10 protein-coding genes are annotated in these 12,657 nt (G+C 39.1%); 4 read left to right on the top strand and 6 right to left on the bottom strand.

Features of this window, described 5'->3' with window-relative positions; genetic code table 11:
- Nucleotides 1-10: 10 nt before the first annotated feature.
- On the bottom strand, nucleotides 11-499 hold the full coding sequence (locus tag AC2SLP_RS09315) for a hypothetical protein (RefSeq protein ID WP_486536396.1): 489 nt from the start codon (nucleotides 497-499) through the stop codon (nucleotides 11-13).
- Between the two features lie 74 nt (nucleotides 500-573).
- On the bottom strand, nucleotides 574-1,806 hold the full coding sequence (locus tag AC2SLP_RS09310; RefSeq protein ID WP_486536394.1) for an RtcB family protein: 1,233 nt from the start codon (nucleotides 1,804-1,806) through the stop codon (nucleotides 574-576).
- 299 nt (nucleotides 1,807-2,105) lie between these two features.
- Here AC2SLP_RS09310 and rtcR point away from each other — a divergent pair, with 299 nt between their 5' ends.
- Nucleotides 2,106-3,851, top strand: coding sequence for an RNA repair transcriptional activator RtcR (gene rtcR, locus AC2SLP_RS09305; protein WP_486536393.1), 1,746 nt, complete (start codon nucleotides 2,106-2,108; stop codon nucleotides 3,849-3,851).
- 34 nt (nucleotides 3,852-3,885) lie between these two features.
- On the opposite strand, the gene AC2SLP_RS09300 is transcribed toward rtcR, so the two are convergent.
- From AC2SLP_RS09300 to AC2SLP_RS09290, 3 genes are all read right to left on the bottom strand, one after another.
- Complete coding sequence (locus tag AC2SLP_RS09300) at nucleotides 3,886-4,509, bottom strand: hypothetical protein (protein ID WP_486536392.1); 624 nt, start codon at nucleotides 4,507-4,509, stop codon at nucleotides 3,886-3,888.
- Between the two features lie 137 nt (nucleotides 4,510-4,646).
- Nucleotides 4,647-5,045 carry a DUF6559 family protein gene (locus tag AC2SLP_RS09295; RefSeq protein ID WP_486536391.1) on the bottom strand — a complete coding sequence of 133 codons (399 nt, stop codon included), beginning with the start codon at nucleotides 5,043-5,045 and terminating at the stop codon, nucleotides 4,647-4,649.
- A gap of 48 nt (nucleotides 5,046-5,093) precedes the next feature.
- Nucleotides 5,094-6,296: a BaiN/RdsA family NAD(P)/FAD-dependent oxidoreductase gene (locus tag AC2SLP_RS09290; RefSeq protein ID WP_486536432.1), complete on the bottom strand. Its 1,203-nt coding sequence runs from the start codon at nucleotides 6,294-6,296 to the stop codon at nucleotides 5,094-5,096.
- A gap of 847 nt (nucleotides 6,297-7,143) precedes the next feature.
- On the opposite strand from AC2SLP_RS09290, the gene acs reads away from it, so the two are divergent.
- Both acs and AC2SLP_RS09280 read left to right on the top strand, forming a co-directional pair.
- A complete protein-coding gene (gene acs / locus AC2SLP_RS09285; protein ID WP_486536390.1) occupies nucleotides 7,144-9,084 on the top strand; it encodes an acetate--CoA ligase in 1,941 nt (646 codons plus the stop codon).
- Nucleotides 9,085-9,288: 204 nt separating this feature from the next.
- Entirely contained in the window at nucleotides 9,289-10,581 is a 1,293-nt protein-coding gene (locus AC2SLP_RS09280; RefSeq protein ID WP_486536389.1) for an NAD(P)/FAD-dependent oxidoreductase, read from the top strand.
- 91 nt (nucleotides 10,582-10,672) lie between these two features.
- On the opposite strand, the gene ribF is transcribed toward AC2SLP_RS09280, so the two are convergent.
- A complete protein-coding gene (ribF, locus tag AC2SLP_RS09275) occupies nucleotides 10,673-11,734 on the bottom strand; it encodes a riboflavin biosynthesis protein RibF (RefSeq protein ID WP_486536388.1) in 1,062 nt (353 codons plus the stop codon).
- 342 nt (nucleotides 11,735-12,076) lie between these two features.
- Between ribF and AC2SLP_RS09270 the strand changes: the two genes are divergently transcribed.
- Nucleotides 12,077-12,622, top strand: a complete 546-nt coding sequence (locus AC2SLP_RS09270; protein ID WP_486536386.1) for a GNAT family N-acetyltransferase — start codon at nucleotides 12,077-12,079, stop codon at nucleotides 12,620-12,622.
- The last annotated feature ends 35 nt before the right edge of the window (nucleotides 12,623-12,657 follow it).

Below are 12,657 nucleotides of genomic sequence, written 5' to 3'. Positions count from 1 at the left end.
AGTCTTATCCTTATTTCTCTAATGGTGGCTGTGCCCAAAAAGTAACGTTAGCATCTTCTATTGGATTCACATCTAATCCGCAATATTTCACTTGTGGGTTTAAATGTGGAAACTGTGCTATAAGCTGATAACCCCAAATTTTTTCTAACATCTTACCCATGAATTCTACTTGGACAGGATGCAGCTTATCTTCATAGGAGGACTGCATGAAATATGCAACCTCTCTGAAGTTAGTAAAAGACTGATAATCGATAAAATTTCCATAGTGGTGCGTTTCAATATCACCAGCCATTGTATTGCGGTTGTATTCACCTTTAAAAAATAAACCACCGTTATATTCTTCAAACTCAGGACAGAAAACAGTAGTGTAAGCTATAGTAAGTTGAGGTTTTAAATGAAAGTTTAACCAATCTTCAATAGTAAAGTCTTCACCATTACAAGCTTTCCAATCAACAAGTTCTGGGATTAAGTTAGTATCTTTATATTCTTGGTATTTCATAGTTTGTAATCCTAAAATGAACAATTAGCTTGAGTCTATCTCCTTCACTATATAGAGAAAGGCTGGGAGGGATTCTATCCCTTAACACAAACCACCTGCCGAAGCGTATGCACAACTTCTACCAAATCACTTTGCGCCGCCATGACGTCTTCAATATCCTTATACGCGGCAGGAATCTCATCAATAACGGCTGTATCCTTACGGCACTCCACGCCTTCGGTTTGAGCAATTTGATCCTCAACTGTAAACTCTTTTTTGGCTTGAGTACGTGACATAACCCGCCCAGCCCCATGCGAACAGGAGCAAAACGACTCTTCGTTACCCTTACCTCGTACGATAAACGATTTAGCCCCCATAGAGCCGGGAATGATTCCATATTCGCCCATTTTGGCACGTACCGCTCCTTTACGGGTTACGAATACTTCCTCACCATAATGCTCTTCTTTTGCTACATAGTTATGGTGACAGTTTACCGCTTTGACGGCTGCATCGAATGGTTTAGGGATAATTTCATGCAAAGCTTTAATCGCTTTTTCCATCATGATTTCACGGTTCTTGTAAGCGAAACGCTGCGCCCAACCTACCGCAAACCAATAATCTTCAAAATGCTCTGTACCCTCAGCAAAATAGGCCAAGTCTTTATCGGGCAGATTGATGAACAATTTGCGCATATCTTCTCGCGCTAATTCAATAAAATAGCGTCCAATAGCATTACCCACACCGCGTGAACCTGAGTGCAACATAATCCAAACTTGATTGGTTTCATCCAGACAAACCTCAACAAAGTGGTTGCCTGTTCCTAGCGTTCCTAGGTGATTTAGATTGTTGGTGTTTTTTAGGCGAGGGTGCTTTTGACACAGATAATCAAAATCAGCCTGCAAATCGCTCCAACCATTTAATACTGCTTCATCAGGATTGGTCCAAGCGCCCACATCACGGCGCGATCCACGACCACGGGTTTTACTACGACCATGAGGAATGGCCTTTTCAAGTTCAAGACGCAATCCACGCAAGTTATCGGGTAGATCGCTTGCAGTCAATGTGGTCTTAACCGCCATCATTCCGCAGCCAATATCCACCCCAACAGCAGCAGGAATAATCGCTTCTTTGGTAGGTAATACTGTACCGATAGTGGCGCCAATACCTACATGCACATCGGGCATTACCGCGAGCCATTTATAAATAAATGGCATTTGAGACGCTTTAATAAGCTGCTCGTGTGCTTTGGGGTCAACAGGCACGCCCTTTGTCCAAAGCCGAATAGGGGCTCCACCTTCTTGAAGTATATTATGAGTGGTAGGTTGCATGGTTTGCTCCTTATTAAATAGTTCGATTAATAAAAATAAATTATAAATAGTTCAATGAATACATTGGATTAGAATTAATATTGGTTATTGCATTATTAATACTGCGAAGCACGTGCCAACCTTTATATAAATATTTAAAATTTATATAAAGTACTGATTTTAATAGAAAAATAAATTATAAATATTTTAATTTAATATAATTGACAAGGAGTTCATTGAATCTGATATAGTTATATTTCTATATTCGTATAAAAAAATATAAATAATATCTAGTTTCAATTAGCACTAGTAGGTCATAAATGAATAAAACTGCCGTCATCGGTTTTTTAGGAACGACTTTAGACAATGGATTTAACGATAAGCGATGGCAACGTTGGCGCCCGACGGTGAGCCTATGTTTACACGATGAATTGTTGGTTGATGAGCTTCATATTCTTTATAGTCCTCAAAACAAGCGGCTCTTGAGTATCATTGAAGATGATGTAAAAAAAGTATCACCCAATACCGAAGTAGTGGCTCATCCCTTAACCTTAGCGCATCCTTGGGATTTTGCCGAGGTGTATGCACAGTTGTATGACTTCGTAACTGGTTTTGAATTCGCCAATAATACGGATTATTTGGTTCACCTCACCACGGGCACACACGTTGCCCAAATATGTTGGTTTTTGTTGGTTGAAGCTGGGTTTATACCGGCAGACTTAATACAAACCTCGCCCTGCCCAAAACCTGACAAAAATAACCCACAAGGGCGTTTTCAAACCATTGATTTAGATGTTTCTAAATACGATGGACTGCGAGAGCGTTTTGAAGCCGAAAAAGCTCAACACTGGCAGACTTTACAAGCCAATTTAATAACCCAAAATAAAGCCTATCAAAAGCTAATTGAAGACATCGAAAAGGTAGCCACACGTTCAACAGCGCCTATTTTATTGATGGGGGCAACAGGGGCTGGGAAGTCGCAACTGGCAAGCCAAATTTATGCCCTCAAAAAACTCAAAGCCGATACGAGTCCTACTCAAGGTAAGCTTGACACATTTGTGGAAGTGAACTGTGCGACGCTTCGCGGCGATACCGCAATGAGTGTCTTATTTGGTCATGTTAAAGGCGCATTTACAGGTGCTTCTTCTAATCGGGATGGATTGTTAAAATCGGCCGATAGTGGTGTTTTATTTTTAGATGAAATAGGAGAGCTTGGGCTGGATGAACAGGCGATGCTACTCACAGCCTTAGAAGAACAACGATTCTACCCTGTGGGTAGCGACCGCCCAGTAACAGTGTCGTTTCAGCTCATGGCGGGTACTAATAAGGATTTGCGGCAAGCTGTTGTAGCGGGTGAATTTAGAGCAGACTTGTTCGCTAGGCTGAATACTTGGACTTTCTTTTTACCATCGCTTAAAGATCGATTGGAAGATTTGTCCGTCAATATTGATTATGAACTGGCAAGACTGGGTAGCGAAGATCAAAATCAATATCGCTTTGAAAAAGAAGCTCGCAATCTTTACGAAGACTTTGCTACTAGCGAGCAGGCGACTTGGGCAGGTAACTTTAGAGACTTATCCGCCAGTATGACGCGTCTTACCACATTAACGGACAGTAAAGTCATCAGAACCGAAGATGTAGAGGCTGAAATTGAGCGTTTGAAAAACCTCTGGTCAATTACTCCCAACCAAAGCCATATGCTAAATACTGATGCGCTAAGCTCAGCGCAACACCAGTTAGAACAACTAAGTGATGGCGTATTACATGCAGAATTGAATGGCTTTGCTAATAATAATTATATTGGTAATTCAAATAATGATACTAATAATAGTGCTAACAGCGAATTTGATGATAGTGGTATCTATAAATTAGATGCTTTTGATTTAGATCCTTTTGACAGGGTACAACTGGCCTATGTTATCTCAGTATGTCATCAGCATAAGAGCCAAGCAGCGGCAGGACGCTATTTATTCTCAAGCTCACGTAATAACCTAAAAAATCCAAATGACAGTGATAGGCTACGTAAATACTTAATGAAATTCGGACTTAAGTTTGATGAGTTATAGCGTAAGTATGTAATTACGAACTTTAATATGCGATTTAAAAGATTGTACAAGCATTTTCTACATGAAGTTCTAGCAAGTCCGACTCTCTACCTAATAAATATAAATGTAACGTACCAGAATCATCAATAACGGCATCTTCATTAAATAATTGATGTAGTGGCTCCCTTTCTAATAACTCTCTAAGATTGTCAGTATTGTTTATATATCTATCGTCTGTTGAGAAGTCATATAGCAGCTGATTTCCTAAAGCGGGGTTTTTTAAATCTCGTGAATATATTTTTTTCTCATTCCAATCGGCATATACAATACATTTTTTTTGATTATCAACGAGTATTTCATTATCTTGAGTGACAAACATATTATCTATAGTAACATAGTACTTTAGACCACATGCGTATCCACAAGATAGATTAAAGTTATATAAATCATTATTTAATTTCTTAACCTCACTAACTCTACCTATATCAAAGTTGATAATTTCAGTTTTATTGTTATTTTGTATACGATAAAAAGAGCAAGTTTCTGTATTACATTCTCGGACTACCGTGAATTTATAGTCTGGTTTATTTAGATTATCTTGATTATAAGATTTTATTGAACACGCTTGAATGGATAGACAAACTAAAAAAAGCATGGCGATTTTTACTAGATATTTCATGTGAACCTCAGTTTGTTCATGTATAAGACTTACTTACCCTTTTCACGAAATGAACTACCATGTGAGAAGGTACCAATATCTTAACTAAAAACGCTGAAGATTTTTTAAAAAACCAATCCGATTTAAATTTTATTAATTTACCCATCTCCACTACCATCCATATCGAAGGGACCTTCAGGGTTAGTATTATCAAATGGAATACTTGTATTGTATTGATCCGTTAATGAGTCAATCATTTTAGGCGTAAAGTCGCTATTTCCATCGAAAAAGCTATCACCAATATCAGTTTTTATACTGTCATAATCAAATGGCTCGGAGGTTTGGAGTGCATACTGCTCCAAATGAGGTCTATCGCAGTACAACACCATTGCGTAGTAAGCATAAACACTCATTAAGCCTGCTCGATCCATACTGCTCTTTACTTGAGCAGGGGTATAATAGTTAGACTTACCATAATCTTTAGATAATACCTTAGGTAATTTCTTAATATAGGTTTGTATGGCTTTATTCTTTTGATAGTTTTCAAATATTTTCATAGTTTTAAAGTATCTTGTGTTGATTCAATTAAGCCCAAATATCAAATTTTAGACCACTTCTCCGCATGCTTTGCCACTTGCCCATGCCCATTGAAAGTTATAACCTCCAAGCCAGCCGGTCACATCAAGCACCTCACCAATAAAATATAGATTGGGCATAAGCTTACTCTCAAAAGTTTTGGAAGATACCTCATCCGTATTTATACCACCCCGTGTTACTTCCGCAGTACGGTATCCTTCCGTTCCTGATGGCTTTATGGTCCAGTTATTTATTCTATCGCCAATACCGTCTAATGTCTCATCTTTGATATTAGCCAGCGTCGTATCTTTAGCTTCAGACCAGTGCAATTCTTGTAACGCCAATAGCAGCTTTTTAGGAAAGTAATCCGCCAATGCACTGCGAATTAACTGTTTAGGATGTGATGACTTAGCGTTGATTAATAGTGCGGTGACATCTATATTAGGTAATAGGTTAATGTGAATGGTTTCCCCAACTTCCCAGTAGTTTGACAATTGAAGCATGGCAGGACCGGACAAACCCCGATGGGTAAATAGCATGGGCCGCGAAAAGGCTATACGATCATTAAAAGCAACCACGTCCAAGCTAATACCAGCAAGATTTGCTATAACCTCGCCAAGTTTATCTGTAAATGTGAAAGGCACTAACCCTGCTGATGTTGGTATGATGTCATGTCCAAATTGCTGAGCGACATGATAGCCAAAGCCAGTAGCTCCCATCGTCGGGATGGACAACCCACCCGTAGCTACTACCAAAGAAGCACAGTGGAAAACACCGTCTGAGGTGACAACCTCAAATCCGTGATGAGTATCTTGATCTAAGGAAGTTGTATCTGAGGAGTTTATACCTAAGGGAGAAGTACCTAAAGCAGATATGCTTATAGAAGATACGGAAGTGACGCTGGTTTTTAATTTAACTTTAGCGCCCGCTTGCGCGCATTCATCTAACAACAAATTCAATATATCTTTAGAAGAGTCATCACAAAATAGTTGTCCATAATCTCGCTCATGATAGGGGATGTTATGTTTCTCAACCAGTCCAATAAACTCCCAAGGACTATAGCGTTTTAAAGCTGATTTACAAAAGTGGTTGTTATCACCAATAAAGTTCTCTGCTTCTACGACATAGTTGGTAAAGTTACAGCGTCCACCACCAGACATCAGTATTTTTTTACCCGCTTTATTGGCGTGGTCAATAACCTGCACACAACGGCCACGCTTGGCAGCGGTCATGGCACAATATAGCCCCGAAGCACCAGCACCGATGATAAGTACATCGACGTAAAGAATAGAGGCGTCTGTATTATTATCAGGCGTACTATTATTATCAGATTTTTTTGAAGTTATGATGGGGTGGGTGGTCATAGATTCAGCTTAATGTTTAATTTTATGTGAACGATATATGGACGAAAATACATGAATGAAAAATAGGCAATAAATAAATCATTGAATATAAACTTAACTTAAAAGTTGTTTTATTATACGTTTTTTGTAAGAAAGCTTAGTTAATAACTCCTGTAAGCTATTTATAAGTTTACAACTGTACCAAAATCTATTAAAACTATATAATCTATTAAATCTATATAAGTATCAGAGATATAACGCAGCCGTAACGAGAAAAGTGTTGATGCAAAAGACGGTATAATACCAACAAAACTGCCATACTTAATCATTTCATTTAATGAATAAGTTGGCTTATTATGTGTCAATATCATTTATTAAATATGGCAATTAAGGTGTTAGTTAATTTGTTAGGTAGGCATTTTAACATCTAATCAAATAGACTATATTCATTATAGATGCTTTTATTATCTGATTTTAATTAGAATGTCTAAATAGTGAGCTTTAGATACAAGGCTTTAGAAATTGAAGTTTTAAATTCAAGGGTTTAAATACTACTATCTGAATAACCATTCTTAAATACTTTAATAGCGCTCAAATTTGTTATGCTAGTATAAGTAATAAAAAGTTAGTAAAGACTGTAAATAACAGGAAGTGTGAGCAGTAATGATGTGAGTTAATATATTTATGCCGTTGAGTTACTGATAGTAATTTTATTGAAATAAAAAAGGACTTTTATATGAATCAATTTCCAGCGAGTGCAGACTTTGCTGCACAATCAAACTGTAATCCCGAAAAATATACTGAGACCTATAAAGACTCAATTGAGAATAATGAGTCATTTTGGGCAGAACGGGCGAAACTGATAGATTGGATAAAAACCCCTACCAAAGTCAAAAACGTTAACTACGATTTAGATAACTTCTCAATAAAATGGTTTGAAGATGGTGAGCTGAACGTATCCGTAAACTGTTTAGACCGTCATTTAGAAGTCAATCCTTATAAGCCTGCTATTATTTGGGAAGGCGACCACCCGTCACTACACAGAATTATTTCATTCAAGGAGCTGCATGCTGAGGTTTGCCGTTTGGGTAATGCCATGCGCAAGATGGGTGTCACAAAAGGTGATCGAGTTATTTTGTACCTCCCAATGGTGCCAGAAGCCATTGTATCAATGTTAGCGTGTGCACGTATTGGCGCTGTACATACGGTTGTCTTTGGTGGGTTTTCAGCTGAGAGTCTTGCCAGTCGTATCATTGATAGCCAAGCCAAATTAGTCATTACCGCTGATGAAGGTACACGTGGCGGTCGGCATACACCGCTCAAAGCCAATGTCGATAGAGCACTGGATGTAGATGGCACCGATTGTATTGAAAAAGTCATTGTAGTGCATCGTACGGGTAATTCGGTACCAATGAGTGGACGCCGTGACGTGTGGTATCACACTGTGATTGATAACGCTCAAGAAGACTGTAAACCTGAAACGATGAATGCCGAAGATCCGTTGTTTTTATTATATACCTCTGGATCTACTGGCAAGCCTAAAGGAGTCGTTCATACGACTGGTGGTTATCTGACCTATGCAGTATCAACATTTAGAGATGTATTTGATGTCAAACCCGATGATGTGTTTTGGTGTACAGCGGATGTGGGCTGGATTACAGGACATAGTTATGTGACGTATGCGCCTCTAGCAAACGGTACAACGTCTGTCATGTTCGAGGGGGTACCGCAGTATCCAACATGGGCGCGTATTGGTCATATTATTGACAAGCATGATGTCAGTATTTTATACACTGCACCCACCGCCATTCGGGCGATGATGAAAGAGGGTGATGCGTATGTCAGAGAGTCTGATCGTTCAAGTCTAAGGCTTTTAGGTTCAGTAGGAGAGCCCATCAATCCTGAAGCATGGAACTGGTACTACAGTGTGGTAGGTGAGAGCCGTTGCCCTATTGTTGATACATGGTGGCAAACAGAAACCGGTGGTATCTTGATGTCTCCTATTCCTAATACTGTTGATATGAAGCCAGGTTCGGCCATGAATCCGCTTTACGGTATCGAACCGGCTATTGTTGACTCAGAAGGCACTGAACTTGACGGGCCAGCAGAAGGTAATTTAATCATCAAAGGTGGCTGGCCGGGACAAATGCGCACTATCTATGGCGATCATGACCGTTTCTTAGAGACTTATTATAGTACCTATCCGGGTAGCTATTTTACAGGTGATGGCGCATTACGTGATGAAGATGGACATTACTGGATTACAGGCCGTGTCGACGATGTACTTAACGTATCAGGTCACCGTTTAGGTACTGCTGAAATTGAAAGTGCGCTGGTCTCGCATCCGGCTGCAGCAGAGTCTGCTATTGTAGGTATGCCGCATGACCTAAAAGGTCAAGGGGTTTGTGCATACGTTATTCTAAGACATGGCGAAGAGGATAGTGAGCGCTTACGTAACGAGATTAATCGACACGTTCGCACCGAGATTGGTCCTATTGCAAACTTAGATGCCATTTACATTGTGGATGCCTTACCTAAGACCCGTTCGGGTAAAATAATGCGCCGTATTCTACGCAAACTAGCAGCAGGCGAGTATGAGGGCTTAGGAGATTTATCGACTTTAGCAGATGCGACAGTAATTGATGATTTAATAAATACAGTTAAGTCGGGTCAATAAATCGCTTAGTCGATAAATACAATAAAGTAAAAACCATAAACCCTCCATTTTATTCAATAAATTTGAATTGAATGGAGGGTTTATTTATGCTGAAATAGATACGGCTTTTTTTAAACTAGCAGTTCTTGAATAGCTATAGTTATAACTTCGAATACTTAATTTAAATCCTTCCTTTTATTCTATACTTTAATCAGCGTTGTTCTTATGACATCTTCAGTTAATTACAAGTCACAGTTTTTAGATAATACTCCCAGTAAGCCTTGTAGAATCGCTATTATAGGCGGAGGATTAACCGGGCTTATTACTGCCGATTTAATAGAGCAATACGCTCAACAGTCTAACGTTCCTATAGTCATTAAAATCTTTGAAAAATCAGCAGGGGTTGGTCGCCTTGCTACACGCTATAAAAGCCTTGAACAGACGTCTAATCTGTCTGGCAAGTGGCAGTTTGATTTTGGTGCGCAGTTTTTTACCGCTAAGTCCGATGCGTTTCAAACTTATCTTAAACCTTGGTTAAAACAGGGCGCTATTACCCCGTGGCTTGCAAAGACTGCAACACTAAACCCAATAAATTTAGAAAATGATGCTCATACTGACGCTTCTATAAAGCCATCGGATCAATGGAGCTTGAATCATCCTAGATATATCAGTTGCCCAAAAATGACTACATTAGGACGACAAATTGCAAATAAGCTTAAGCACACGACGCTATGTTTTAAGACTCGAGTGGTACCTTTAAAAGATGGTTTAGATAGTTCTAATATAAATGAATCTACTCGTATTCAGTCTACCAGTACTCGATATACAAATGCTGAGCACGCTTGTACTGAGTCGACAACTACCCAGCTATTCGATGAGACTGGAAAGGACTTGGGAAGGTTTGATTGGGTAGTTTGTACTGCTCCGCAAGCGCAGGCTTATGAACTTATTGATCAGACCTCTTTTAAATTTAAACAGGAGGTCAAACAGCACAGCATGCTTGCAAGTTATGTATTAATGCTTGGATGGCAAGATTCTCAAGATGGTGCTCAATCAATTTTGAATGACATCGAATGGGATGTACTTGAAATGAGAAATAGTCGTGAAGACTCACCAGTGTTAAGTAAAATATTTATAGAGAACCGCAAGCCAGGACGCGAGCATATATTGCCAAGTATGACTGTTTACTCAGGTAATGAGTGGGCGCAAAAACATGTCAACGAGGATATGGACAGTATAATCGACACTCTATTGCAAGAGACTCAAAAGATAATGGGCTGGACACAACATCAAAAACCAGTACATATCGACTGTCATCGTTGGCGCTATGCTGCAACTGAACTAAATATTCAAAATTCAAACCAATTGGCGTATGTTGATACAGACAAACGATGGATAGTCACGGGTGATTGGTGCGATGAAGGGCGTGTTGAAAGCTGCTACCATGCTGCTTTAGCTGCCACTAAGTCAATACTAGGAATACATCAAATCGAATGGATTAAAACGCATCGACTTTAATAAATATCTTTAAATAAATGTTTAGCCAAATAAGCTTTAAAATTTGCTTTATTGCGACTAGAGATTTATTAATACGATTGACTTCTTAATCTCAATGGCTGTGTCTCCAGTTAATAAGATTTACAACATCTTGTTGAATACCCGCTTTAAGGGCATCCAAACCTTCATACTCACGCTCCCCATGTAAAAAATGCAGAAAACGTACATTCAATATACTTCCGTATAGATCGCCAGAAAATTCGGGAAAGAACACTTCAAGACGCCAATCGCGCGGACGATCGACAGAAGGTCGAATGCCAATATTCGCTGTACCAAATAAGCTGTGTGGGCGTAAGCCTTGGATGCCTTGTTGACTCGGTTTTGCAAAGGTTTCAAATGCATTGGGTACGCAGTCCCCTGATTCATTTACAACCGTGACATCCACACCGTATACGCCATGTAAAGCAGGACGAATACGATTCAGCGCTATATTTGCAGTAGGAAAATCAAGCGTACGCCCAATTTTATCGCCGCCAACCACCATTCCAGTGATGCTGTAATCGCGGTTTAGCAAATGATTGGCAGTTGTTAAATCACCTTGGTTTAACAGATCACGTATTCTTGTTGAGCTTATACGGTCGTCATCTAGTTGAATGTTTTGACCGTCACTGTCTATCTTAGAATCTGTAATCGTATTTAGGTTCGTAACTATAAGACCATAGTCACGCAAAAATTGACTGTCGCCACTGCGGTCTTGACCAAACTTAAAGTCATCCCCCAATACTAAAGCGGTGACATTTAAATTTTGCGTTAATATATTTGTGTAAGCAGTAGCCGATAATGAGCGAAACGCCTCATCAAACTTTGCAACCACAACTGTATCTATGCCAACCGCTTCCAGTAGGTGCAGCTTCTCATGTAGTGAGGTCAAACGGGCAGGTGCGGCGCTAAGATCATTTGTTAGTGTCGCAAAGTATTCACGAGGCTGAGGTTCAAATATCATAACCATGGTTGCAGATTGGCTTTGCTGAGCGGTTTGTTTAAGCTTAGTTAGCATCGCCTGATGACCAAGATGGACACCATCAAAGTTGCCAATTGTCATGATATTTTTAACGGGTAGCGTATCGCTATCTATTTGGTCAAGTTTAGCCAAGTCTAAAAAAATTGTTTTCATAAAGCCTTTGCGGTTAGCGTCAGTTTAGTATCAGTTTCTATTCAAAATAAGATAGTTGATGCCTATTATAATGTAAAATAAGAATGAACGAAGTTTAAAATAAAACAAAACTATGGTTATAGTCAACGAAGTCTAAAATGATCATAAAAGCAATCGTGTTCACGTACGTCTCATGCAGACTTAGCGAGGTTGATATCGTAACCATTTAGTGGTTTGCTGAATATGAGATGGTTTAGAGTATATGATAAAGGGCCTGATAAAGAATTTTTAAAGCGCCTGTTAAAGAGTCTATTAACTCTACAAACTCATTACTTGTGCGTGCTTAATTTAGGAGTATAACGCTTGCAAATTACCGAAATCCCGTTATTTTTGAATAATAATACCCAACCCAACGTCTTTATATCATTAGCACAGCCTGATGACCTACCACAAGTTGTTGAAATATATAACCAAAGTATAGCTTCAAAAAAGTCAACGGCGGATTTGAAGACAATCAGTATTTTAGATAAGCAAGGGTGGTTTGATGCTCACTTAAGTAATGCAAAAAGACCGATATATGTGGTCAAAACGGCATCAAATGAGATGGTAGCATGGGGCAGCTTTAGTGATTTAAAAAGCCGTGCTGCATATCATATCAGTAGTGAAATCAGTATTTATGTCAACAATCATTTTCAGCGCATGGGCATTGCGGATAGCTTATTAACGTGGATGATAAAACAAGCCCCAACACTTGGCATCATAAATATCGTAGCGCTCATATTTGCGCACAATACGCCGAGTATTGATTTATTTACGAAGCATGGATTTAAACGATGGGGGCTTATGCCTGATATTTGTGATATGGGTGACTTTACTGCTGACGTTATAACCCTAGGTAAAGTTGTTTAAGTATGTTTATAACGCTAAATTTGATATAAAAACGT

The sequence above is a fragment of the Psychrobacter sp. CX21 genome (assembly GCF_057396255.1).
Note: the sequence above shows the minus strand (reverse complement) of the source record. Positions and strands in the feature narration are given on the sequence as shown.

What these genes read in the sequence shown, in the direction of transcription:
- AC2SLP_RS09315 (WP_486536396.1), bottom strand. Translation starts at nt 499, where the DNA reads ATGAAATACCAAGAATATAAAGATACTAACTTAATCCCAGAACTTGTT.
- AC2SLP_RS09310 (WP_486536394.1), bottom strand. Translation starts at nt 1,806, where the DNA reads ATGCAACCTACCACTCATAATATACTTCAAGAAGGTGGAGCCCCTATT.
- rtcR (WP_486536393.1), top strand. Translation starts at nt 2,106, where the DNA reads ATGAATAAAACTGCCGTCATCGGTTTTTTAGGAACGACTTTAGACAAT.
- AC2SLP_RS09300 (WP_486536392.1), bottom strand. Translation starts at nt 4,509, where the DNA reads ATGAAATATCTAGTAAAAATCGCCATGCTTTTTTTAGTTTGTCTATCC.
- AC2SLP_RS09295 (WP_486536391.1), bottom strand. Translation starts at nt 5,045, where the DNA reads ATGAAAATATTTGAAAACTATCAAAAGAATAAAGCCATACAAACCTAT.
- AC2SLP_RS09290 (WP_486536432.1), bottom strand. Translation starts at nt 6,296, where the DNA reads ATGACCGCTGCCAAGCGTGGCCGTTGTGTGCAGGTTATTGACCACGCC.
- acs (WP_486536390.1), top strand. Translation starts at nt 7,144, where the DNA reads ATGAATCAATTTCCAGCGAGTGCAGACTTTGCTGCACAATCAAACTGT.
- AC2SLP_RS09280 (WP_486536389.1), top strand. Translation starts at nt 9,289, where the DNA reads ATGACATCTTCAGTTAATTACAAGTCACAGTTTTTAGATAATACTCCC.
- ribF (WP_486536388.1), bottom strand. Translation starts at nt 11,734, where the DNA reads ATGAAAACAATTTTTTTAGACTTGGCTAAACTTGACCAAATAGATAGC.